The organism is Cryobacterium breve, assembly GCF_004402375.1.
Lineage (GTDB): Bacteria > Actinomycetota > Actinomycetes > Actinomycetales > Microbacteriaceae > Cryobacterium > Cryobacterium breve.
Genome location: NZ_SOGJ01000021.1, coordinates 1 through 22729, shown reverse-complemented (window position 1 = coordinate 22729; position 22729 = coordinate 1). Strand labels below are relative to the sequence as shown.

General features: G+C 67.1%; 23 protein-coding genes. 4 read left to right on the top strand and 19 right to left on the bottom strand.

Annotated features, from left to right (window positions below):
• Positions 1-170 precede the first annotated feature (170 nt).
• Positions 171-677 carry an amino-acid N-acetyltransferase gene (locus E3O65_RS07930; protein WP_134363209.1) on the bottom strand — a complete coding sequence of 169 codons (507 nt, stop codon included), beginning with the start codon at positions 675-677 and terminating at the stop codon, positions 171-173.
• A 304-nt stretch (positions 678-981) separates the two neighbouring features.
• A complete protein-coding gene (locus E3O65_RS07925) occupies positions 982-3507 on the bottom strand; it encodes an ATP-dependent Clp protease ATP-binding subunit (protein WP_134363208.1) in 2526 nt (841 codons plus the stop codon).
• A 273-nt stretch (positions 3508-3780) separates the two neighbouring features.
• Between E3O65_RS07925 and E3O65_RS07920 the strand changes: the two genes are divergently transcribed.
• From E3O65_RS07920 to pgi, 3 genes are all read left to right on the top strand, one after another.
• Positions 3781-5346 (top strand): hypothetical protein, encoded by a 1566-nt coding sequence (locus tag E3O65_RS07920; protein ID WP_134363207.1) that lies wholly within the window; start codon positions 3781-3783, stop codon positions 5344-5346.
• 114 nt (positions 5347-5460) lie between these two features.
• Complete coding sequence (locus tag E3O65_RS16685; RefSeq protein ID WP_166785691.1) at positions 5461-5625, top strand: hypothetical protein; 165 nt, start codon at positions 5461-5463, stop codon at positions 5623-5625.
• Positions 5626-5731: 106 nt separating this feature from the next.
• Positions 5732-7459, top strand: coding sequence for a glucose-6-phosphate isomerase (gene pgi, locus E3O65_RS07915; protein WP_134363206.1), 1728 nt, complete (start codon positions 5732-5734; stop codon positions 7457-7459).
• 270 nt (positions 7460-7729) lie between these two features.
• On the opposite strand, the gene cls is transcribed toward pgi, so the two are convergent.
• From cls to tilS, 16 genes are all read right to left on the bottom strand, one after another.
• Entirely contained in the window at positions 7730-9193 is a 1464-nt protein-coding gene (cls, locus tag E3O65_RS07910; RefSeq protein ID WP_134363205.1) for a cardiolipin synthase, read from the bottom strand.
• A gap of 6 nt (positions 9194-9199) precedes the next feature.
• A complete protein-coding gene (locus E3O65_RS16680; protein WP_166785439.1) occupies positions 9200-9376 on the bottom strand; it encodes a hypothetical protein in 177 nt (58 codons plus the stop codon).
• A gap of 44 nt (positions 9377-9420) precedes the next feature.
• Positions 9421-9651, bottom strand: coding sequence for a hypothetical protein (locus E3O65_RS07905; protein WP_134363204.1), 231 nt, complete (start codon positions 9649-9651; stop codon positions 9421-9423).
• Between the two features lie 7 nt (positions 9652-9658).
• Positions 9659-11167 (bottom strand): lysine--tRNA ligase, encoded by a 1509-nt coding sequence (lysS, locus tag E3O65_RS07900; protein WP_134363203.1) that lies wholly within the window; start codon positions 11165-11167, stop codon positions 9659-9661.
• Between the two features lie 143 nt (positions 11168-11310).
• Positions 11311-12207 carry a pantoate--beta-alanine ligase gene (gene panC, locus E3O65_RS07895; RefSeq protein WP_241985800.1) on the bottom strand — a complete coding sequence of 299 codons (897 nt, stop codon included), beginning with the start codon at positions 12205-12207 and terminating at the stop codon, positions 11311-11313.
• 32 nt (positions 12208-12239) lie between these two features.
• Positions 12240-13007 (bottom strand): Rossmann-like and DUF2520 domain-containing protein, encoded by a 768-nt coding sequence (locus E3O65_RS07890; RefSeq protein ID WP_134363201.1) that lies wholly within the window; start codon positions 13005-13007, stop codon positions 12240-12242.
• Positions 13004-14587 (bottom strand): PH domain-containing protein, encoded by a 1584-nt coding sequence (locus tag E3O65_RS07885; RefSeq protein WP_134363200.1) that lies wholly within the window; start codon positions 14585-14587, stop codon positions 13004-13006. The genes E3O65_RS07890 and E3O65_RS07885 overlap by 4 nt, the downstream gene beginning before the upstream one ends.
• Positions 14584-15111, bottom strand: a complete 528-nt coding sequence (locus E3O65_RS07880) for a PH domain-containing protein (RefSeq protein WP_422386413.1) — start codon at positions 15109-15111, stop codon at positions 14584-14586. Before E3O65_RS07880 ends, E3O65_RS07885 begins: the two co-directional genes overlap by 4 nt.
• Positions 15074-15544: a DUF3180 domain-containing protein gene (locus E3O65_RS07875; protein ID WP_134363199.1), complete on the bottom strand. Its 471-nt coding sequence runs from the start codon at positions 15542-15544 to the stop codon at positions 15074-15076. The genes E3O65_RS07880 and E3O65_RS07875 overlap by 38 nt, the downstream gene beginning before the upstream one ends.
• On the bottom strand, positions 15541-16071 hold the full coding sequence (gene folK, locus E3O65_RS07870) for a 2-amino-4-hydroxy-6-hydroxymethyldihydropteridine diphosphokinase (protein ID WP_134363198.1): 531 nt from the start codon (positions 16069-16071) through the stop codon (positions 15541-15543). Before folK ends, E3O65_RS07875 begins: the two co-directional genes overlap by 4 nt.
• Positions 16068-16433 carry a dihydroneopterin aldolase gene (folB, locus tag E3O65_RS07865; RefSeq protein ID WP_134363197.1) on the bottom strand — a complete coding sequence of 122 codons (366 nt, stop codon included), beginning with the start codon at positions 16431-16433 and terminating at the stop codon, positions 16068-16070. Before folB ends, folK begins: the two co-directional genes overlap by 4 nt.
• On the bottom strand, positions 16430-17224 hold the full coding sequence (gene folP / locus E3O65_RS07860) for a dihydropteroate synthase (RefSeq protein ID WP_134363377.1): 795 nt from the start codon (positions 17222-17224) through the stop codon (positions 16430-16432). Before folP ends, folB begins: the two co-directional genes overlap by 4 nt.
• Positions 17225-17244: 20 nt before the next feature.
• A complete protein-coding gene (folE, locus tag E3O65_RS07855) occupies positions 17245-17814 on the bottom strand; it encodes a GTP cyclohydrolase I FolE (RefSeq protein WP_134363196.1) in 570 nt (189 codons plus the stop codon).
• Positions 17815-17827: 13 nt separating this feature from the next.
• A complete protein-coding gene (gene ftsH, locus E3O65_RS07850) occupies positions 17828-19837 on the bottom strand; it encodes an ATP-dependent zinc metalloprotease FtsH (RefSeq protein ID WP_134363195.1) in 2010 nt (669 codons plus the stop codon).
• Between the two features lie 66 nt (positions 19838-19903).
• Positions 19904-20455, bottom strand: a complete 552-nt coding sequence (hpt, locus tag E3O65_RS07845; RefSeq protein WP_104169606.1) for a hypoxanthine phosphoribosyltransferase — start codon at positions 20453-20455, stop codon at positions 19904-19906.
• On the bottom strand, positions 20436-21530 hold the full coding sequence (gene tilS / locus E3O65_RS07840) for a tRNA lysidine(34) synthetase TilS (protein ID WP_134363194.1): 1095 nt from the start codon (positions 21528-21530) through the stop codon (positions 20436-20438). The genes hpt and tilS overlap by 20 nt, the downstream gene beginning before the upstream one ends.
• Positions 21531-21575: 45 nt before the next feature.
• On the opposite strand from tilS, the gene E3O65_RS07835 reads away from it, so the two are divergent.
• A complete protein-coding gene (locus E3O65_RS07835; protein WP_134363193.1) occupies positions 21576-22124 on the top strand; it encodes an inorganic diphosphatase in 549 nt (182 codons plus the stop codon).
• A gap of 105 nt (positions 22125-22229) precedes the next feature.
• Here the strand turns inward: E3O65_RS07835 and E3O65_RS07830 are convergent.
• On the bottom strand, positions 22230-22729 hold a 500-nt coding region (locus E3O65_RS07830; RefSeq protein WP_166785692.1), incomplete at its 5' end, for a C40 family peptidase.

The following is a 22729-nucleotide window of genomic DNA, read 5'->3' as shown; positions in this document are numbered from 1 at the left end:
ACTTTGTTCGAAAGAGTACGGAGTGAAGATACCGTCCGAGCATCCTGCAAGGTAACGATTGGTGAATTCGGGCGTTCTGCTCGAATGAGCGCCGATTGGTCCCGATCGGCAGCTTGTGCAGATCGGGGTTCGGCACCCCTGTCAGGGCATGGTCCAGTGCCAGCCGACGCTCAGACGAGCCGCTTGACCATCCGTGTGTTGCCCAGCGTGTTCGGCTTGACCCGGGCCAGGTCGAGGAACTCGGCGACGCCCTCATCGTGCGAGCGCACGAGTTCGGCGTACACGAGCGCGTCGACGGTTTCGGAGCCCATATCGGTGAAACCGTGCCGAGCGAAGAACGGCACCTCGAAGGTCAGGCAGAAGAGGCGGCTGAGGCCAAGCTCGCGGGCATCCGCTACGAGCCGGTCCATCAGCGCGTGGCCCACGCCGCGGCCGAGCCAGTCCGTGGTCACGGCGAGAGTGCGCACCTCGCCCAGGTCCTCCCACATAACGTGCAGGGCGCCGCAGCCGATCAGGGCACCGTCGGCATCCTCGACCACCCGGAATTCCTGCACGGCCTCATAGAAGACGACGCTTTCCTTGCCGAGCAGAATGCGCTCTTGAACCAGCGGCGCCACGAGGGCCTGGATCCGGGGCACATCGGTGGTGCGCGCCCGGCGCACCGAAAACTCCCGCATTCGCTGCCCGCCACCTCTCGGTTCACCCATTCGAAACATCCAAACCATCAGTCTAGGCAGCGGCACTGGGGGCGAATTCGACGGAGATTTTAGTGGATCTGCCCTGTTTGGGCCGAAAACAGGCCCACAGGAGCAAAATCTCCATCGAATTCGTTAGGCAGCCGCGGCAAGTCAGAGCCGGTGCCAGAGCCCGAGGCAGTGCCAGTGCCCCGGCCGAGCCGAGCCGAGCCGAGCCGAGCCGAGCCGAGCGAGAACGCGAAGGGGCCCGGCGGATGACTCCGCCGGGCCCGTTCTTGCGGGTTACCTACTCGCTGGTCACCGCGAGGTCGGGCGAACCTGGCCCCGTTCCGATCGCGGCCGTGGTGTTCACACCGACCGAGACCGCGGACTCGCGCACCGTAGTGGTGAAGATGTACTCCCCGCCCACGTAGTCCACGTGCACGTGGTCGCCGGCGTTGAGCTCGCCCTGCAGGATCTTCTCCGACAGGCGGTCCTCCACCTCGCGCTGGATCGCGCGACGCAGCGGCCGGGCACCGAGTGCGGGGTCGAAGCCAACCTCGATCAGGTGTTCCTTCACGGCGAGGGTCAGGTCCACGGTCATGTCGCGGTCGAGCAGGCGCTCGCCCAGACGCTTGATGAACAGGTCCACGATCTGCAGCAGTTCCGGTTTGGTCAGCTGCGGGAAGACGATGATCTCGTCAACGCGGTTGAGGAACTCGGGCTTGAAGTGCTTCTTCAGTTCCTCCTTCACCTTGCCGCTCATCCGGTCGTAGCCGGTGGACGTGTCACCCTCGAGCTGGAAACCGACGGGCGCGCCGCTGATGTCCTTGGTGCCGAGGTTCGTGGTCATGATGATCACGGTGTTCTTGAAGTCGACGACGCGACCCTGGCCATCCGTCAACCGGCCCTCTTCCAGAATCTGGAGGAGCGAGTTGAAGATGTCCGGGTGGGCCTTCTCGATCTCGTCGAAAAGCACCACGGAGAATGGCTTGCGGCGCACCTTCTCGGTGAGCTGGCCGCCCTCTTCGAAGCCGACGAACCCGGGAGGGGCACCGAACAGACGCGACACGGTGTGCTTTTCGCCGTACTCGCTCATGTCGAGTGAGATCATGGCGGCCTCGTCGTCGAAGAGGAACTCGGCGAGCGCCTTGGCCAGCTCGGTCTTTCCGACGCCGGTGGGGCCGGCGAAGATGAAGGAACCGCTGGGGCGTTTCGGGTCCTTCAGTCCGGCACGGGTGCGACGGATGGTCTTGGCGAGCGCCGAGATGGCCTCTTCCTGACCGATGACGCGCTGGTGCAGGGCCTTTTCCATGAAGACGAGCCGCGAGGACTCCTCCTCGGTGAGCTTGAAGACGGGGATGCCCGTGGCCTGGGCCAGAACCTCGGCGATCAGCCCCTCGTCGACGACCGCGGTCGTCTTGACGTCGCCCGACTTCCACTTTTTCTCGAGGCGCAGACGCTCGCCAAGGAGGTTCTTCTCCTCGTCGCGCAGGCCGGCGGCCTTCTCGAAGTCCTGCTCCTCGATGGCGGTCTCCTTGGCGGCGCGCACCACGGCGATCTTCTCGTCGAATTCGCGCAGCTCGGGCGGGCTGGACAGGATCGACAGGCGTAGGCGGGCGCCGGCCTCGTCGATCAGGTCGATGGCCTTGTCCGGCAAGAACCGGTCGGAGACGTAGCGGTCGGCGAGGTTCGCCGCGGCAACGAGGGCGCCGTCGGTGATAGACACCTTGTGGTGCGCCTCGTAGCGGTCCCGCAGTCCCTTGAGGATGTTGATGGTGTGCGGCAGAGACGGCTCCGCCACCTGGATCGGCTGGAACCGGCGCTCGAGCGCGGCATCCTTCTCGAAGTGCTTGCGGTACTCGTCGATCGTGGTGGCACCGATGGTCTGCAGCTCGCCACGGGCGAGGAGAGGCTTCAGGATGCTGGCCGCGTCGATGGCACCCTCGGCGGCACCGGCACCGACGAGGGTGTGGATCTCGTCGATGAAGATGATGATGTCGCCGCGGGTGCGGATCTCCTTGGTGACCTTCTTCAGGCGCTCCTCGAAGTCGCCGCGGTAGCGGCTTCCGGCGATGAGCGAGCCGAGGTCGAGCGAGTAGAGCTGCTTGTCCTTCAGCGTCTCAGGCACATCACCCTTGACGATGGCCTGGGCGAGACCCTCGACGACGGCAGTCTTGCCGACGCCGGGCTCACCGATCAGAACGGGGTTGTTCTTGGACCGGCGGGACAAGATCTGCATGACCCGCTCGATCTCTTTCTCGCGCCCGATGACAGGGTCGAGTTTGTTGTCGCGTGCGGCCTGCGTGAGGTTGCGACCGAACTGGTCGAGAATCTGGCTGCCCGCCGGACCGCTCGCCTGCTCGTTCGCGCCGACCTGCACCTGCTCCTTGCCCTGGTAACCAGAGAGGAGCTGGATGACCTGCTGGCGCACCCGGTTGAGGTCGGCGCCGAGCTTGACGAGCACCTGGGCGGCAACGCCTTCACCCTCGCGGATGAGGCCGAGCAGAATGTGCTCGGTGCCGATGTAGTTGTGGCCGAGCTGCAGCGCTTCGCGCAGGCTCAACTCGAGCACCTTCTTGGCACGGGGCGTGAACGGGATGTGACCCGTCGGCTGCTGCTGGCCCTGGCCGATGATGTCCTGCACCTGCTCGCGCACGGCGTCGAGGGAAATGCCCAGGCTCTCGAGGGCCTTGGCAGCAACTCCCTCGCCTTCGTGGATCAGGCCGAGCAGGATGTGCTCGGTACCGATGTAGTTGTGGTTGAGCATCTTGGCCTCTTCCTGGGCCAAAACAACGACTCGACGAGCTCGGTCGGTAAATCTCTCAAACATGTGATCGCTCCCTTGGCGCCAGGGCAGTTGTGGCGCCGATACATCGAGAGTAACGAGCGAACCCTGAAATGAGTGCCTCTGTTCGCCGCAGGCGTGACGGATGTCGAAAACGGCCAGGTACGCATGGCGCGCTCCTCGACGACGACGCCCGCGTGAGCGCCGGGGCGCGCGAGCGCCTTGCGCATCGTCTGTCGAGCGCAATAATGACTCCGAACGGTGGCAGGGGGCGCCGGGGGAACCGTGACCATCGCACGCAGGCGAGAGGCGGAGTCCATGGCCCAATCGGAGAATCCCAGGCAGGACGCCCCAACGCCGACCTTCCCCAGTCAGAACTCGCCAGCGCACGCAGAACTCGTGGGGCTGTCCCGCGAGAATGCCAGTCTCCGGGAGCGACTCGATGCGGCGGAAGCGGCCGGGGCGGCCAGCGCCGAGACCGTCCCGCTCCCCGGGTTCGCCGCCCGGGCAGCTCGCCCGCTCACGCGTCTGCGCTGGCGGGCGTTTCTGGCCGTCGTGCTGATCGCCGTCGGGGTCCTGCTGGCACCGGTCGCCGTGGTGTCCCAATGGACCAAGACCGTCGTGACCGACACCGACGCGTTCGTGGCGACCGTCGCCCCCCTAGGCGACGACCCGGCAGTCCAGGCCTTCCTGGTCACCGAGATCGTCGGGGTGGTCGAGGAACAGGTGGACATCGAGGCCCTCACTTCAGACCTGTTCGACGGCCTGGCCAGCCTCGACTTGCCGCCGCGGGCGCAGAACGCGCTCGCACTCCTCAAGACACCGGCTGTGGAGGGCGTGCGCTCGCTCATCCGTACGGCGGCCGAGCGGGTGGTGGCCTCGGATGCCTCCGCGAAGGTGTGGGAGGAAGCTCTGCGACTCAGTCAGGTGCAGATCATCGCCGCGCTGGATGGTGACACGTCGTCGGCGCTCGTCATCAGCGACACCGGCGACGTAGGCATCCAGCTCGGGCCCATCATCGCGGAGGTGAAGAAGCAGCTCGTGGACCAGGGCTTCGGCCTGGCCGCGAACATCCCGGAGATCGACCGCACGATCCCGATCGTCCAGTCGGATGCCCTCGTTCTGGCGCGTACGGCCTACCAGCTCCTCAACGTGGCCGGCACCTGGCTGCCGTGGCTGAGCCTGATTCTCATCGCGGCCGGCGTGCTCATGGCCCGGCGCCGGTATCTGGCACTGATTTGGACGGGCGTCACGCTCGGCCTCTCGATGGCCCTCCTGGCCGCCGGCGTCTCGGTGGGCCGGTTCATCTTCATCAACGCCCTATCGCCGGACTACCTGCCGAGCGACCTGGCTGGCACGGTCTACGACTCGCTCGTGCCACTGGTCTACGCATCGGCCCTATCGGTGGGGCTATCCGCCGTGACCGTCGCCGTTGTGACCTACCTGGCCGGACCGTTCCGCGGCGCGATCGCGGTGCGCCGCCTGGTCACCGAGGGCGCTCGGCACCTGCGCGCCAGCGCCGCCGGCAACGGAGCGGCCATCGGGCGAACCGGCGTCTGGTTCTACCGGACCCGCAGCTTCATCCGGGCCGGAGTCGGAATCGGGGCGGCCTCCGTCGCCCTCTTCTGGCGCCCGCTCACCCCGACAGTGATCATCTGGACGACGGTGCTCGCTCTCATCGTGGTGCTGCTGCTCGAACTGCTGCAGCGTTCGCCCGAGGAGGTGCTCACCGTGGCCGCAGGCGAGGCCGAGCCGGGAAAGCCCGGCGCAGGTGCGAGCGGCAGTACGACCGCGGGCACGAGCGCCGATCTCACCGAGACGGTCGAGCTTTCGCGGCGGTCGGAGAGCACGACCGTCCCGGACCGCCGCCCCGACGTCGATTGAAAGTCCCTCGTCAGAATCATGGCGTCCGCGATGTGGAGCGAGGAACCGGCACCGGCACCAAGCGCCACACTGCGATAGCAACCGCATTCCGCCGGTCGTCCTGGACGGGTCGGCATGCGCGTGTTCGCGGGCGAGCTGTCCGGTGTCCGCTCCTCTGCAACGGTCTGCAGTCCGCTCGTCACGGATGCCGCGAGTCGCTTCGGCACCGTGCCTGGCCACAAGGGCTCTCCCCTGCCTGCACCACAGCTGCCGACCGTGCGCCTGACGCCCCGCGGCTGAAAGCCTGCGAGCACAGCATCCGGCACAGCAATAGGCTTGAAGCGGTCCGCCTCGCTGCGCTGCGGGAGTCGCGGGCAATCTGTTGTTCCGGTATCCAGGAGAAACCATGACCGAATCCGCCCCCGTTGATCCCACGTCTACCGAAGCCTGGGGTCAGCTCGCCGGCATCGCCGAGGGTTTCTCTCCTGATCTTCGCGCTTGGTTCGACACCGACGCACGACGAGCCGATCGGTTCACCTATCAAGCAGCGGACCTCACGGTTGACCTGTCGAAGAATCTCCTGACCGACGAGATTCTGACCCACCTCGTGCAGCTCGCTAAGGACATCGGCGTCACAGACCGGTTCCAGGCCATGATCGCCGGCGAACACATCAATGTGACGGAAGACCGCGCGGTGCTCCACACGGCGCTGCGCCGACCGAAGGGCGGCACAGGCCTCGTGCCACCGAGGGGCTTCCTCGTTGACGGCCAGAACGTTGACACCGACGTTCACGCCACACTCGACAAGGTCTACGCCTTCGCCGAAAAGGTCCGGTCCGGCGCCTGGACCGGCGTGACCGGCAAACGGATCACGACGGTCGTCAACATCGGGATCGGCGGTTCCGACCTTGGCCCGGTGATGGTCTACGAGGCGTTGAAACCGTATGTGCAGGCGGGCCTGGAGTGCCGTTTCGTCTCGAACATCGACCCAGTCGACGTCTACGAGAAGACCGCGGACCTGAACCCGGAGACCACCCTCTTCATCGTTGCGTCGAAGACGTTCGGCACCCTTGAAACGCTCACGAACGCCCGTTTGGCACGCGAATGGCTCTGGACCCAGCTGCTCAGCTCGGGCGCAATCGACGATACGGACGCCGCCCGCGTTGACGCCGTCGCCAGGCACTTCGTCGCCGTCTCTACCGCTCTGGACAAGGTCGCGGCCTTCGGAATCGATCCCCAGAACGTCTTCGGGTTCTGGGACTGGGTCGGCGGACGTTTCTCGATCTGCTCCGCCATCGGCACCGCAGTGGTTATCGCCATCGGCCCCGACAACTGGCGCGAATTCCTATCAGGCTTCCACGCCATCGATGAGCACGTGCGAACCACGCCCCTCGAGCGCAACGTGCCCGTCCTGATGGGGCTCCTCAACGTCTGGTACTCCAACTTCCTCAAGGCTCAAAGCCACGCAGTCCTCCCGTACGCGCAATATCTCCACCGGTTCCCGGCCTACCTTCAGCAGCTCACGATGGAATCCAACGGAAAGGGCGTTCGCTGGGACGGGACACCGGTCACGACCGACACCGGGGAGATCTTCTGGGGCGAACCGGGCACGAATGGTCAACACGCGTTCTACCAGCTCCTCCACCAGGGCACGCGCCTGGTCCCGGCGGACTTCATCGCGGTCGCGAATCCGGCCCACGCGTTGAAGGACAAGACCGGTGACGGTGGCGCTGTTGAGCCCGGCCAGGACGTCCACGCGCTTTTCATGTCAAACTTCTTCGCCCAGACCCAGGCCCTTGCCTTTGGAAAAACCGCCGCCGAGGTTCGCGCTGAAGGCACTGAGGAGTCCGTCGTACCGGCCCGGGAGTTCAGCGGGAACCGGCCCACCACGTCCATCCTCGCGCCTGCCCTCACCCCAAGCGTCGTCGGCCAGCTGATCGCCCTGTACGAACACATCGTGTTCACCGAAGGCACGATCTGGGGCATCGACTCTTTCGACCAGTGGGGTGTCGAACTGGGCAAGCAGCTTGCACAACAGATCGCGCCGGCCGTAGGCGGCAATGCGGATGCCCTCGAATCCCACGACTCGTCAACGAAAGCCTTGATCAGAAAGTACCTCGAGCTGCGAAGCTGACTCCACCACCGGCCCCCGGCAGCCAAGCAGGACTCACTCGTTTCGATGAGTGAGTCTTCATCGATCTAGCCGTTCGAGGCGGGCCTGCGGGTGGCAGTCCCTGCGCAGCTCCGTAGCGAACGAATTCGACGGAGATTGTGAGCGAAACAGCCTCATATTCTGAAATACAGCCGTTTCAGGCCGGAATCTCCGTCGAATTGGTTCGCCGCCGGGCGCGGCAGCACGCGAAAGCCGGCACCGTCGGTGCCGATTTCCGCACGTGGCGTGCCGCTACTGCACCGCGGAGGTAAGCCGGGCGAGGTTGTCGAGCACCGTGGAGCGCAGCGGCTGCTTCATCCACTCCTCGAGGGTGAGTTCGCGGCTGTCGGCTCGGTAGCCGTCCTCGACCTCCCGCAGCTGCTTCACGAAGGAGCGTCCGCGCACCATCATCGACACCTCGAAGTTGAGGCTGAACGAGCGCATGTCCATGTTGCTCGACCCGATCACGGCCACCTCATCGTCGATCGTGAAGTGCTTGGCGTGCAGCACATACGGCGCCTTGTACAGGTAGATCTTCACGCCCGCCCGCAGCAACTCCTCATAGTAGGAACGCTGCGCGTGGTGCACGAGAGCCTGATCGCCGACCTCGGACACGAACAGTTCCACATGCAACCCGCGCTGCGTGGCCGTGGTGATGGCATACATGATCGACTCGTCCGGCACGAAGTACGGGCTCGTGATGATGATGCGTTCCTGGGCGTAGTAGAGCAGCGCGAGGAACAGGCGCAGGTTGTTCTCGCCCTCGAAGCCGGGCCCGCTCGGCACAACCTGGCAGTCAAGGGAGTGCGGCACGATGTCAGTGGGCACGGGCTGGATGTCCCGGGTGAGCAGATCATCGGTCTCGCTGTACCAGTCGGTGATGAAGATCGCGTTGAGGCCGGACACGATCGGCCCCTCGACCCGCGTCATCAGGTCTTTCCATTTCAGGCCGCGACGGATGTTCTTAGACATGTTGTACGTGCGGTCGATGACGTTCTGCGACCCCATGTAGCCGACAATGCCGTCGATCACCAGCACCTTGCGGTGGTTGCGCAGGTCGGGGCGCTGCCATTTGCCCTTGAGCGGCTGCAGCGGCAGCAGCAGCTCCCACTTCACACCGGAGTCGGTGAGCCGGCGCAGCGTCTTGCGGTAGCCGGGCTTGCGCATCGATTGGATGTGGTCCATCAGCACGCGCACCGTGACGCCGCGCTTGACGGCGTTCTCGAGAGCGTCGAAGAACGGCGCTGTGGTCGGATCCAGCGACAGGATGTAAAACTCGACGTGCACGAAGTTGCGAGCCCGGTCGATGTCGGTCACCATCTCGGCGAACGTGCTCTCGTAGTCCCCGAGCAGCCGGGCCTGGTTGCCGCCGACCAGCGGCATCGACCCCAGGTTGCGGTTGAGTTCGACGACCGAGTCAAGCCACTGCGGCCAGGGGTGGTCACGGCGCACCTGTTCGATCCCCTCGGTGCTGTCGAGGATGAACTGGTTGATCTCCTCCTGCATCTCCAACCGCTTCTTCGGCAGGGTGCGGTAGCCGATCAGCAGAAAGAGCAACGCCCCGATGTACGGCAGGAAGAAGATGGCGAGCAGCCACGCCATGCCCGACGTCGGTCGCCTGTTGCGGGGAACGACGATGATAGCCACCACGCGGATGGTGAAATCGACCACGAGGGCAATCACCAGGATGACGGTCGAAATGTCTATGCCGAACATCCGGTGCTACGTGACCGGTTTGTCGAGCCCGAGCTTGGCGCGTTCTTCCGCCTCGATCCGGGCGTAGACCTTCCGCTCCGTGCGGTCGGCCCGCACGATGGAGCGCATCACAATCCAGAAGATGAGCCCGACCGCGACGGTGGGCAGGAGCGACCAGAAAGCGCTGACCCAGAAGTTGTCCATGATGTCTCCAACGATACGGGAAAACGGCGGGCGGGGGCGCGGTGCTACTTGTCCAGCATCCCAGCGATGCCGGTGCCGATGGCGTAGATCCCGGTTCCCGCGACGCCGAACCAGATAGAGAGTTCGAGCAGGGTCGGGCGACGGCGGGCACGGCGGGCCGCCATGCCCGGCACGGATTCGCCCTTCACGGGCTCGCCGGGCACGGATTCGCCGTTCACGGGTTTACCGGACACGGGTTCACCCGGTTGCGGCTCATGGGGAGACTCGGAACTCATACGGGGATTATTTCACCAGCGGGAACAGGATGGTCTCCCGGATGCCTAGGCCGGACAGGGCCATCAGCAGACGGTCGATGCCCATGCCCATGCCTCCGGTGGGCGGCATCCCGTATTCGAGCGCGCGCAGGAATTCCTCGTCGAGACGCATGGCCTCGGGGTCGCCGCCGGCGGCAAGCCGGGCTTGCTCCACGAAGCGCTCCCGCTGCACGACCGGGTCGACAAGCTCGGAGTAGCCGGTGGCCAGCTCGAAGCCGCGCACGTACAGGTCCCACTTCTCAACGACACCGGCCACGCTGCGATGGCCGCGCACGAGTGGGCTGGTGTCGATCGGGAAGTCCATCACGAAGGTGGGGCGGGTCAGACCGCCCTTGACGAAGTGCTCCCACAGCTCCTCGACGTACTTGCCATGAATGGGGTGATCGATTTCGAGGCCCTCCGTGTCGGCGAGCACCTTCAGCTCGGCCAGCGGTGTGGCCGGAGAAATCTCGTAGCCGACGGCCGCGGACAGGCTGTCATACATGCCGATGCGGTCCCAGTCGCCGCCCAGGTCGAATTCGGTGCCGTCTGCCCAAGTCACCACGTGGGAACCGGAGATGGCGAGCGCGGCATCCTGAATCAGGGTCTGGGTGAGGTCGGCGATCGAGTTGTAGTCGCCGTAGGCCTCATAGGCCTCCAGCATGGCAAACTCGGGCGAGTGGGTGGAGTCGGCGCCCTCGTTGCGGAAGTTGCGGTTGATCTCGTAGACCCGGTCGATGCCTCCGACGACGGCGCGCTTGAGGAACAGTTCAGGTGCGATCCGCAGGTAGAGATCGGTGTCGAACGCGTTGCTGTGGGTTGTGAACGGGCGAGCGGATGCGCCGCCGTGCATGACCTGCAACATCGGTGTCTCGATCTCGATGAAGCCCAGATCGGTGAAGGTTCGGCGCAGGCTCGCGACGGTCTGCGACCGTTGGATCACGCTGCGGCGGGCCTGCTCACGGGCGATCAGATCGAGGTACCGGCTGCGCACCCGAGTCTCCTCGCTGAGCTCAGTGTGCAGGTTCGGCAGCGGGAGCAGCGCCTTCGCGGCGACCTGCCACTCCGTCGCCATGATGGACAGCTCGCCGCGGCGGGAGGAGATGACCTCACCGGAGACGAAGAGATGGTCGCCGAGGTCGACCAAGTCCTTCCAATCGGCGAGGGACTCCTCCCCCACCTCACCGAGGGAGATCATGGCCTGGATCCGGCTGCCGTCGCCGGACTGCAGACTGGCGAAGCAAAGCTTCCCGGTGTTGCGGAGGTGCACCACACGGCCGGCAAGACCGACGGTGACGCCGGTGACGGCGTCCGCTTCGAGGTCACCGAACTGCGCACGCACAGCCGGGATCGTGGCGGTGACAGGCACGGACACCGGGTAGGCACCGCCGGCAGGGCTGGTCGCCGCGGCGTTCAACCGATCACGCTTGGCCAGACGCACGGCCTTTTGCTCGTTGGCCTCGTCCTCGGTGGGTTCTGGGTTCTGCTGCTCGCTCATGCGGTTCTCCGTGGCAGGTGGCGGCCGGGCGGTGCCCGGCGCTCCCGCGCTTGCTCATAAAGGGGTGTGACGACGTGGTGGTGACAGGTCCGGCTGGTGCCAGGCCAGGCCGGGCTGGTGCCGGGTACGGCTGGTGGTGCGACCTAGGGAAGGTCCAGGGCCACGTTGTCGATCAGCCGGGTATGGCCGACCAGCGCGGCGACCAGCATGCGGGCCGGGCCGTGATGCAGGGCCCCGACCGGAAGGAAGGTCTGGGGATCGACGACAACGAGATAGTCCAGCTTAACCAGTGGCTGAGCATCGATCCGCGCGTGGGCGGCCAGCAGCGCGGCCTCGGATCCCTGGTCGGCGACGGATGCCGCCGCCGCGAGCCCGGCGGACAGCGCCCGGGCGGCTGCGCGCTGCGCCGGTTCGAGGGCGCGATTACGGCTGGAGAGGGCGAGACCGCCGTCTTCGCGCACAATCGGGAGCACCTCAATACGGGTACGGAAGTCGAGGTCGGCCACCATCCGTTCGACCAGGAAGACCTGTTGCGCGTCTTTCTGGCCGAAGACGGCCACGTCGGGACCGACGATGTTGAACAGCTTCGCGACGACCGTGAGCATGCCGTCGAAGTGCCCGGGACGAGCGGCGCCCTCGAAGAGGCTGCCGACGGTGCCTGCGGTCACCCGGGTTGAGGCGGCGCCCTCCGGGTACATCACCTGGCTGACCGGGGCGAAGACGAACGGAACGCCCTCAGCGGCCAGGGCGGCGACGTCGGCCTCGAGGGTGCGCGGGTAGGTGCCGAGGTCTTCCCCGGCACCGAACTGCAGCGGGTTGACGAAGATCGACACCACCACGATGTCGCCGAGGCTGAGGGCCCGGCGTACCAGGGTCAGGTGCCCGGCGTGCAGGGCGCCCATTGTTGGGACCAGCACGATGCGGGGTGTGCCGCCGGCGTCGCCGCGCCCGGCGCGTTCGCTCTCGAGGCGGCCCTGCGCGTCGGTCAGGCGGCTCCGCAGTTCCTCGATGGTGCCGATGACTTCTGGTTTGGTGAGCACGTTCACTCGTCCTCCGGTGTGTTGCGGTTGTGTCATTCGTCGAAATCGTCCTGGTCTCGCGCCTCGCGGGCGTCCTGCGCCCCCGGCGCGCCGAGCTGCGAGAGGTCGAGGCGGTCGGGGCTGGTGCGGGCCAGCGCATTCTCCATGGCGGAGCGCATCAACGGCGCGATCACCGCCCCCGGATGCTCGATGCCGATCCCGGCCAGCAGGCCCGTGGCCTGCTCCACTATCGAGGTCGAGAACGCCGTGGCGGTCTCTATGGCCTCGGCGTAGCCGGCCCGGTCTGCCTCCGCGACGATCACGGGTTCTCCACCCATCTCCACGACGAGGGCCTGCCCGATCGGCAGAACCGGTGTGGGAGCCGTCACCGCGAAGTAGCTATCGGCGAGGCGGGCCAGATCGATGCTGGTCCCCGTGAAGCTCATGGCCGGATGGATGGCCAGAGGGATCGCGCCGCCGGCCTGCGCGGGAGCGAGCACCGCGGTGCCGTACCGCGCCGAGGTGTGCAGCACGAGCTGCCCGGCCTGCCAGGTTCCGGTGGCCGCGAGCCCGCTGATGAGGCTCTCGAGCTGCGCGTCGGGCACGGCGATGATGACCAGCTCGCTGCGTTCGACGATCTCGGGAACCGTGAGAATGGGCACCTGAGGCAGAATCGCCTCGGCCCGATCGCGGCTGGACTGCGAGATGGCAGAGATCCCCACGATCGCGTGACCGGCGCCTGCGAGGGCGGCACCGAGGATGGGTCCGACCCGGCCGGCACCGATGATGCCGATTCCGAGACGTCCGGGGCGTTGCGTCATTCGGCCACTCCGTCGGGTTGGTTCCAGTGGTGGCTGGTGTCCGACAGGGCCGACGAGATGGCACCGGACGAGATCCGGTCGAAGAGCACCAGAGCCTCGACGGCGTCCACCACACCCAGATCGGCGGTCACCGGCCCGGCGACGGTGTGCAGCCGGGCGGAGGCGAGGTGCAGCATCCGGGTCAGCGGGCCCTGCGAGATGGCGACACTCTGCAGGCGGGCCAGTGGCACCAACACCAGCTCGCGCGCGATCACTCCGCGTCTGAGCAGGGCGGTGCCGTTCGAAACCGTGTAGCCGGTGCGACGCCACGAGAACGGATGCAGCCAGGCCGCCCGGCGCGGAGCGTTCGTGTAGCCGTCGACGCCGCCCTTCGAGTTAAGGCCCCGTTCGATCAGGGCCTGTTGTTCCTCCGAATCAAACCCCGGGAGGATCAATTCGAGCACCCGGGCGACGTCGGCGAGGGTACCCACCGGGAGAATAGTGGTGTTGGCCTCGCCGGCGGCGCCCTTCGTACTGGAGTGGCCGGCCGTATTGATGCGCACCTGCCACCAGCCGGACGGGCGCCAGAGCAGAGGCTGCGAGACGCCGATCGCGTGGATCCGGCCCGGCGGCAGGGTTTCGTTGCTCGTGGTCAGCAGACCGAAGCCCACCCGCACCCCGTCGGGCGTGCCTGCGATGCTGTACCGCAGCGACTTGGTGACGCGGGTGAAATAAAAGCTGACACTGGCGATCAGGGTGGGAATGAAGGCTACGAGCAGCCAGTCGCTGACACCCGCGACCACGCTGACGGTCAGAGCGATGCCGGCGAGCACGACGAAGACCGTGAACCCATTGAGAATGACGGATCCGATCAGCCGGCCGGGTGGAATGCGCACCACCGATTCCGGCGGGGCAGCGTCGGGGTCCAGCTCGGGGGCGAAGAAGTCCCGGGCTCGGTCGGCCACGGCGGTCGCCGCTGAGTACGAGGCCCCGGCGGTCGGAGCGAGCCCGTACCCTGGCGGCGGCGACAGGGCGGCGTCCGGTGCGGCGTCCCGTGCTGCGTCCCGTGCCGCAGGGGGCGGCTGACGCAGCCCGGACGCCAGGCGAAGGATGTCGCGGCGAAGCTGGTCGGCGAGGGACGATCCGAGGTAGGCCAGCTGTACATTGGCATCCTGGCCGGCAACGCTGACCTCGAGCTTGGCGGCGCCGAAGAGGCGCGGGATGAGCGGGCGCACGATGTTCACGCCCTGGATGCGGTCGACCCGGGCCCGGCGGTTGCTGCGGAATAGCATCCCACTGCGCACCTCCACGACCTCCGCGGTGACCCGGAAGGTGTGCATACGCCATGAGAGATAGAACACAGTGAGGATCAGCAGGAGCACCACGACAACCGCGAGCAGTGCCCAGCCGACTGCGCCGCGTGCGAGGATCTCGTCTACCGGGTCGCCGCCGTAGCGCGGCACCCCGAAGAACACCTCGACCAGCCGCTCGCGCAGGTTGGTGATGATGAAGCCGAGCACCGCGACGATGAAGATCCCGCCGCGCAACAGGGGGCTGGCCGGGTGCAGCCGGTGCCATTCCCCGTCGGCGAGCGTGGTCACAGTCCGGCCCGGCGGCTCTCGGCCAGCTCCACGAGACGGTCGCGCAGGCTCTCCGCGTCTGCTTCGGCGAGTCCGGGGATGAGCACACCGGACGAGGCCGCGGCGGTCACGAATTTCAAGTCGGCCAGCCCCAGCCAACGCGCGATCGGGCCGCGCGTGATGTCGACCAGCTGCATGCGGCCATAGGGCACGGACACAAACCGAGTGAACATGATGCCGCGGCGGAAGATCAGGTCGTCCTCTCGCAGCTGGTAGCCGATGGCCCGCACCCGGCGGGGTTCGAAGGCGACCGTGGCCGCGGTGATCACGACGATCGCCACCATCGCGTAGAGAGCCCACTGCGCGTCGGCCAGCAGCCACAGCGCGGTGGCGGCGCCGGTGAGCACCAGCCCGAAGACGATCGTGCCGGCCGTTTCCACCACCACGTACCGCGGCGAGACGCGCTTCCATTCGCCCACGTCGGAAAGGTCCATTCGCTCGGCCGGGTCAGGCACGCACTTCTCCCTGCTCTTCATCGTCGTCATCCGGGGGCAGTGTGCAGAAATGCTCGGCCACCAGCCCCAATGTCAGCAGGATCGCGGCACCCGCCGCCGTCCCGATTGCAGGCCATAACGATGTTACCGCCGGTGCGACCGAGCGGGTCAGGATGTAGAGCACGATCCCGAGTCCGCAGCCCAGAACCAGCGCGCCGCTGAGGGCCGAGGCCTTCGCGAGCAGTGCCACCCGCATGGCTAAGAACGGGTTGACGTGTCTCCGCCCCGTGCCACGGGTGGCCTGCCGGATCGGACGGGCCACGAGCAGCACGCCGACACCGATGGCGACCAGGGCGATCGGCAGGGTGACCGGGGGCAGGATCATCGCCGAGCCGCCGGCCACGGCGGTCACCTCGAGCAGGAATCCGATGACCAGGCCGAGCAGGCCGAGCGCGATCAGGGCGGTCGGCTGGGTGCGTCTCACCGGTTGCCGCCCAGGGTCGGCGCCACCCGGTGGGGCCGCACTGTGCTGTCGATCGCAGCGAGCAGCGCACGGACGGGGCCCCGGCCCGGCAGCACGGCCTCCGGGTCGATGTCCAGCCACGGCGCGAGTACGAAGTCTCGCTCGAAGGCTCTCGGATGCGGCACGTCGAGGCAGGCATCGTGCAGTTCGAGCTCACCGAACACCACAATGTCGATGTCGAGCGTACGGTCGCCCCAACGTTCGACGCGCACCCGGCCGTGCTCGTTCTCGATGGCGTTCACCGCATCGAGCAGGGTGTGCGGGTCGCCGGTGTAACGGATGCCCACCACCAGGTTCAGGTAGCGGGGCGCGTCGTCGTCGACGCCGCCGACCTTCACCGCGGCGGACTCGTAGACCGGGGAGACGCCCGTGAGGTCGAGCCCTGGCACCTGCTGCAGCGCGGTGATCGCCGCAGTGAGGGTGTCCAGACGATCACCGAGGTTACTGCCGAGGGCGAGCACCGCCGGCAGTGGGGTCAGGGCGGTCATGCGCGCGTCCGCACAATTTGCACCGCGACATCCGTGAACGGAACGGAGATCGGCGCCTGCGGCTTGTGCACCGTCACCTGCACCTTCTCGGCTGCCTCGTGCGCCAGCACCACGGCGGCGATGCGCTCGGCGACGGTTTCGATCAGGTCAACCGGGTCGTGCCTGGCGGCATCTGTCACCTCGATGGCGAGCTCGCCATAGTGAATGGTCTGGGCCACGTCGTCGCTTGCGGCGGCGCGCTGCAGATCGAGCCAGACGGTGACATCGATCACGAAGTCCTGCCCGTTCTCACGCTCGAAGTCGTAGACGCCGTGATGGGCGTTGACGCGCAGGCCGGTGAGCGTGATGGAGTCGCTTCTCATGGTCCCATTCTGGTGGAGTCCGCGAGTGCGAGCACGTTGAGGGCCGTCCGCGTGGCCGCGACGTCGTGCACGCGTACCGCCCAGGCCCCGGCCTGCGCGGCGAGCACGCTGACCACAGCGCTGGGCAGGTCACGGTCCGCGACCTGCGCGTCGGCCGGCAACGCCGCGGCGAGGAACCGTTTGCGGGAGGCCCCCACCATAACCGGCAGCCCAAGGCCGGCGAAGACGTCCAGCTGCGCCAGCAGCCTCCAGTTGTGCTCGGGCAGCTTGGAGAATCCAAGCCCGGGGTCGAGCACGATTTTCTCGCGCGGCAGCCCGGCCGCCGTGAGCGCGTCGACCCGCGCAGACAGCTCGGCCCGCACCTCGGCTACGACATCGCCGTAGACGGCGAGGTCGTCCATCTCCTTCGCGTGGGCGCGCCAGTGCATGGCCACGTAGGTCAGCCCGCTACGGGCGGCGACAGATGCCATCAGCGGGTCCGCCAGGCCACCGGAGACATCGTTGATGATGCGGGCCCCCGCGGCGGCGGCCGCGGCCGCTGTGCTCGAGTTGAGGGTGTCGACGCTGATCGAGAAACCCTGACGGGTCAGCTCGGTGATCACCGGGATCACACGGGATTGCTCCTCGGCGGGCGTAACCCGGCCCGCGCCCGGGCGCGTGGACTCACCGCCCACGTCGATCAGGTCGGCACCCTGGGACCGCAGGTCGAAGGCGTGGCTGATGGCAGCATCCGTGGACGCCCACTTGCCGCCGTCGCTGAAGGAATCCGGGGTGACGTTGAGCACCCCCATGATCAGGGTCTGCGGCCGGGTCACCGCCCGGAGCCGATCAGGGCCATGATCTCGGCGCGCAGGAGGGGCTCCGAGAGCGTGCCGCGGCTGGCCATGGTAACCGTGGAGCTGCCGGTCTGGCGCGGCCCGCGGGCCGTCACGCAGCCGTGCACGGCATCGAGCACAACGAGAACCCCAAGGGGTTCAAGACCGGTCTGCAACGCCTCGGCGATCTCCTCGGTCAGTCGTTCCTGCAGCTGCGGACGCGCGGCGACGGTGTCGACGACGGCCGGCAGCTTACCGAGACCCACCACCCGCTGGCGCGGCACGTAGGCCAAGTGGGCGACCCCGAGGAAGGGCAGCAGGTGGTGTTCGCAGACGGACCGGAAGGCGACGTCGCGAAGCAGCACGAGTTCACCCGTGTGCGGGCCCACGGGGATGGTGTCGCGCAGGTGGTCAACCGGGTCGACGTGCACCCCGGCGAAGAATTCGGAGTAGGCCTCGGCCACCCGGCGAGGGGTGGCCTCGAGGCCCGGCCGGGTGGAATCCTCACCGATCGCGGCGATGATCTCAGCGACCGCGGCTTCGATCCGCGCTCTGTCTACTGCCACCCCGCGCCCCGTCCTACGCCGTGGCGGGACGAGGAGCGCGCGCCGGCGCGCGGGTCGGCGTGCTCGCAGCGGCCTCACCGGCGGAGTCGCCGTCGACCACTCCGCTCTCGACCGACGGCTTGGGAGCCGGCATCTCGATGGGCGGAAGGTCAGAGACCGGGCGCTTCTCACTGGACAGCCACTGCGGCCGCGGGGGCAGCTGAACGACGTCCGTGAACAGTTCGGCCAGCGCGTGCTGGTCAAGCGTCTCGTGCTCCAGGAGCGCAGCGGCGAGTTCGTCGAGGACACCACGGTTCGCGTTCAGCACCTGATAAGCCTCGTCGTGAGCGTCTTCGAGCAGCTGGCGCACCTCGGCGTCGACACTCTCAGCGACCCGCTCGGAGTAGTCACGCTGGTGACCCATGTCCCGGCCGAGGAAAACCTCGCCGGAACCCTGGCCGAGCTTGAGTGGGCCGACGGCAGAGCTCATGCCGAATTCGGTGACCATCTTGCGAGCGGTCGACGTGGCCTTCTCGATGTCGTTCGACGCGCCGGTGGTGGGGTCGTGGAAGATGATCTCCTCGGCCACCCGCCCGCCCATGGCGTAGGCGAGCTGGTCGAGAAGCTCGTTGCGGGTGACTGAGTATCGGTCCTCGACGGGCATGACCATCGTGTACCCGAGGGCACGGCCACGCGGAAGGATCGTGATCTTGGTCACCGGGTCGGTGTTGCGCATCGCGGTCGCCACGAGCGCGTGGCCGCCCTCGTGGTAGGCGGTGATGAGCTTCTCCTTGTCGCGCATCACGCGGCTGCGGCGCTGCGGCCCCGCCATCACACGGTCGACGGCCTCGTCGAGCGCGCGGTTGTCGATCAGTTGCGCGTTGGAGCGTGCGGTGAGCAGGGCGGCCTCGTTCAGCACGTTCGCCAGGTCGGCGCCGGTGAAGCCCGGCGTCTTGCGCGCCAGGACCTCGAGATCGACGCCGGCGGCCATGGGCTTGCCCTTGGAGTGCACCTCGAGGATGCGCTTACGGCCGAGCATGTCGGGAGCATCCACGCCGATCTGCCGGTCGAAGCGCCCGGGGCGGAGCAGCGCGGGGTCGAGGATGTCGGGCCGGTTGGTGGCCGCGATCAGGATGACGTTCGCTTTGACGTCGAAGCCGTCCATTTCGACCAGAAGCTGGTTGAGGGTCTGCTCGCGTTCATCGTGCCCGCCGCCCATGCCGGCGCCGCGGTGGCGGCCGACGGCGTCGATCTCATCGATGAAGATGATGGCCGGAGCGTTCTCCTTGGCCTGCTGGAACAGATCGCGCACGCGACTTGCGCCCACACCCACGAACATCTCAACGAAGTCAGACCCGGAGATGGCGTAGAAGGGAACGTTGGCTTCACCGGCCACGGCCCGGGCAAGGAGGGTCTTGCCGGTTCCAGGAGGGCCGTACAGCAGCACGCCCTTCGGGATGCGCGCACCGACGGCCTGGAACTTAGCCGGCTCCTTGAGGAAGTCCTTGATCTCCTCAAGCTCCTCGATCGCCTCATCGGAGCCCGCGACATCCGCGAAGGTCACCTGCGGGCTCTCCTTCGAAACGAGCTTGGCCTTGGACTTTCCGAACTGCATGACCTTGTTGCCGCCGCCCTGCATGCCGGCCAGCATGAACCAGAAGAACGCACCGATCAGAAGCAGAGGCAGCAGGATGCCGAGGAGCGACAGGAACCAGCTCGACTGCGGCACCTCGTCGGTGAAGCCGTCCTTCGGGCTCGCGTTGGTGACGGCCGTGATGACCTCTTCGCCACGCGGGGCCACATAGAAGAACTGCACCTGCTTGCCGAGTTCCTCATCCGCTTTGAGCAGCGTGAGGTCGACGCGTTGCTCGCCGTCGACGATCTTGGCCTCGGAGACCCTGCCGTCCTTGAGGAACTCGAGTCCCTGTTGGGTGGGAATCTCTTTGAATCCCGACATGGTTATGAGGCTCGACCCTACCCACACGGCAACAATCGCCAGCAGAATGTAGAGGAGCGGCCCGCGCAGTAGTTTCTTGACCTTCATCGTGGTGACAGGCTATCGTGACGCCGCTGCAGGAAGACCGTGTGTTCGCCCAAAGCGCTACGCGGGTCAGCTGTAGATGTGCGGGGCGAGCACGCCGACCGAGCGAAGGTTGCGGTAGCGCTCGTCGAAGTCGAGGCCGTAGCCGACGACGAACTGGTTCGGGATGTCGAAACCAAGGTACTTCACGTCGATGTCGACGCGGGCGGCATCCGGCTTGCGCAACAGGGCGCAGATCTCAACGGATTCCGGCCCGCGCGACTTCAGGTTCGAGAGCAGCCAGGAGAGAGTCAGCCCGGAATCGATGATGTCCTCGACGATGAGCACGTTTCGCCCGTGCAGGTCGGTGTCCAGGTCCTTGAGGATGCGCACGACGCCGCTGGACTGCGTGCCGGAGCCGTAGGAGCTCACCGCCATCCAGTCCATCGTGATCGGGTGCACGAGCTCGCGGGCCAGGTCGGCCATGACCATGACCGCGCCCTTGAGCACGCCCACCAGGAGCAGATCCTTGCCGGCATAGTCTGCCTCGATCAGGCGGCAGAGCTCGGCGAGCCGGGTGCGGATCTGCTCCTCCTCGATCAGAATCTCGGTGAGGTCGCCTTCAATGTCGCGGGGTTCCATGGGAGCGGGAGGGTCCTTTGCTCGGAGCGGGTCCAGGCGCGGTGAAAATCAACCAGCCGTCCTGCCGTACAACTCTAACGCCTGGCAGATCCAGCGGCTTCTGCCCGTGCCAGTCGGTGACCAGCCCCAGCACGGCGAGCGTGTGCACCCGCTCCAGGGACACACCGAACTCGCGCTCGACCGCGAACCGCACGATCCGCTGCCGTACCGCGGCCGGGTTCGGTGCCAGCTCACGCACCTCCAGGCGGATCCCGGGGACTGCGGGTTCGTCATGCTGGGCGCTGAGCTGCTCGCTGAGGTGATCACTCAAGCCTCGGGCCAGGTCGTCGAGGGCGCTCGAATCCTCGCGCAGCTGCATGGCCGTGCGCACGAGCGCGTCGGCCACCCCGGGACCGAGCTCCCGTTCGAGCACCGGCAGCACCGTCTGGCGCACCCGCACCCGTTTGAAGCCCGGGTCTTCGTTGTGCGGGTCCTGCCACGGGCGCAGGCCGGCGTCCACGCAGAACTGACGGGTCTGGGCGCGACGGATGCCCAGCAGTGGTCGCAGGATCGGCCCGCCCACCGGTTTCATGCCCTGCAGGCTCGCTGGCCCCGACCCCCGGGCGAGGCCGAGCAGCACGGTCTCCGCCTGGTCGTCGAGGGTGTGCCCGAGCAGGATGTGGCTCGCACCGGTGTCGTGCAGCGCCCGGTCGAAGGCGGCGTAGCGGGCGGTGCGGGCGGAGGCCTCCGGGCCGCCGGCATCCGTGCCGTGCTCGACCGTGACCCGTACCACCAGCACCGGGTCGAGGCCGAGTTCAGCGGCCTTCCGCGCCGCCTCGGCCGCGACCTGCGCCGAGCCGGACTGCAGCGCGTGGTCGACGATGACCGCCCCGGCGCGCAGGCCGGCGCGCGGAGCCTCGAAGGCCGTGGCGGCGGCCAGGGCGAGCGAGTCCGCTCCCCCGCTGAGACCGACCAACACCAGCCCGCCCGGGGGAACGCTCTGCCCGGGCGGGCCGGTGCCGGGCAGCAGGGCACGCACGTGCCGTCGCACATCGGCAATGGCCGGGGTTAGCCTCGGGCGGCGTGGGGACTCCATCCAGTAACGTTATCCGCAGACTGTGAACAAGGGAGAGACCAGGCCATGGCCGCATACGACGCAGTAATTGAAATCCCTCGCGGGAGCCGCAACAAGTACGAAGTCGATCACGAGACCGGGCGGGTGTACCTGGACCGGGTGCTCTACACGAGCTTCGTGTACCCGACCGACTACGGATTCTTCGAGAACACCCTCGGACTCGACGGCGATCCCGTCGACGTTCTCGTCCTGATCGAATTCCCCCTGTTTCCCGGGGTCGGCCTGTCGGTTCGCCCGGTCGGCGTGTTCAACATGACGGATGACGGCGGCTCAGACGCCAAGGTCATCGCCGTTCCCGCCGGCGACCCGCGCTGGGAGTACATTCAGGACGTCACCGACATCCCGGAGTACACCCGCAAGGAAATCGAGCACTTCTTCGAGCACTACAAAGACCTCGAACCCGGCAANACCCGCAAGGAAATCGAGCACTTCTTCGAGCACTACAAAGACCTCGAACCCGGCAAGTGGGTCAAGACCGAGGGCTGGGGCGACGCCGCTGAGGCCGATCAGATCGTGCGGGACGGTATCACGAAGCTGGCGGAGGAGGGTCACTAGGCTCCCCGCAGCAGGAATTCCGGCGACCCACGTCGCCGAGCCGTGAGAAAGCCCCTTCCAAGGAGGGGCTTTCTCACGGCTCGGCGACCGGGTGTGGCAACGGAATCAGCCGGAGGGGCGGCCCACGTAGGGTGCCACGTCACCGATGGACCAGATGTTGTGGATGCGCACGGGAGCCGAGGCATTCGGGGCCTCGAGGATCTGACCTCGGCCCGCGTAGAGCGCCACGTGGTAGTAGTCGCCCCCGCCGCCCCAGAAGACGAGGTCGCCGCGCTGTGCCTGGCTAAAGGGAACCAACCGACCCTGGTTGGCCATAGTGCGGTATTGATTAGTGGCCGAATGCGAGCCGATGTAGATGCCCGCCGCCGCGTAGGCGGCCTTGGTCAGGCCGGAGCAGTCCCACTGATTTGGCCCTGAGCCGCCCAGAACATACCGGTCGCCGAGCTGCTGGGTGGCGAACGACATGGCCGTGTCGACCGCGCTCGCGCTCGGGGCAGCCGGTGTTGCCGGGGCCGGTGCGGGAGCGGCGGGAGCCGGTGCCGGCACGGGAGCCGCGGGAGCGGGCGGTGCCGGCGCGGGAGCCGCGGGAGCGGGCGCTGCCGGTT

Bases quoted from the DNA above. Each gene is read 5' to 3' on its own strand.
- E3O65_RS07930 (WP_134363209.1), bottom strand. From the start codon at position 677: ATGCGGGAGTTTTCGGTGCGCCGGGCGCGCACCACCGATGTGCCCCGG.
- E3O65_RS07925 (WP_134363208.1), bottom strand. From the start codon at position 3,507: ATGTTTGAGAGATTTACCGACCGAGCTCGTCGAGTCGTTGTTTTGGCC.
- E3O65_RS07920 (WP_134363207.1), top strand. From the start codon at position 3,781: ATGGCCCAATCGGAGAATCCCAGGCAGGACGCCCCAACGCCGACCTTC.
- E3O65_RS16685 (WP_166785691.1), top strand. From the start codon at position 5,461: ATGCGCGTGTTCGCGGGCGAGCTGTCCGGTGTCCGCTCCTCTGCAACG.
- pgi (WP_134363206.1), top strand. From the start codon at position 5,732: ATGACCGAATCCGCCCCCGTTGATCCCACGTCTACCGAAGCCTGGGGT.
- cls (WP_134363205.1), bottom strand. From the start codon at position 9,193: ATGTTCGGCATAGACATTTCGACCGTCATCCTGGTGATTGCCCTCGTG.
- E3O65_RS16680 (WP_166785439.1), bottom strand. From the start codon at position 9,376: ATGGACAACTTCTGGGTCAGCGCTTTCTGGTCGCTCCTGCCCACCGTC.
- E3O65_RS07905 (WP_134363204.1), bottom strand. From the start codon at position 9,651: ATGAGTTCCGAGTCTCCCCATGAGCCGCAACCGGGTGAACCCGTGTCC.
- lysS (WP_134363203.1), bottom strand. From the start codon at position 11,167: ATGAGCGAGCAGCAGAACCCAGAACCCACCGAGGACGAGGCCAACGAG.
- E3O65_RS07890 (WP_134363201.1), bottom strand. From the start codon at position 13,007: ATGACGCAACGCCCCGGACGTCTCGGAATCGGCATCATCGGTGCCGGC.
- E3O65_RS07880 (WP_422386413.1), bottom strand. From the start codon at position 15,111: ATGACGACGATGAAGAGCAGGGAGAAGTGCGTGCCTGACCCGGCCGAG.
- folK (WP_134363198.1), bottom strand. From the start codon at position 16,071: ATGACCGCCCTGACCCCACTGCCGGCGGTGCTCGCCCTCGGCAGTAAC.
- folB (WP_134363197.1), bottom strand. From the start codon at position 16,433: ATGAGAAGCGACTCCATCACGCTCACCGGCCTGCGCGTCAACGCCCAT.
- folP (WP_134363377.1), bottom strand. From the start codon at position 17,224: ATGGGGGTGCTCAACGTCACCCCGGATTCCTTCAGCGACGGCGGCAAG.
- ftsH (WP_134363195.1), bottom strand. From the start codon at position 19,837: ATGAAGGTCAAGAAACTACTGCGCGGGCCGCTCCTCTACATTCTGCTG.
- hpt (WP_104169606.1), bottom strand. From the start codon at position 20,455: ATGGAACCCCGCGACATTGAAGGCGACCTCACCGAGATTCTGATCGAG.
- tilS (WP_134363194.1), bottom strand. From the start codon at position 21,530: ATGGAGTCCCCACGCCGCCCGAGGCTAACCCCGGCCATTGCCGATGTG.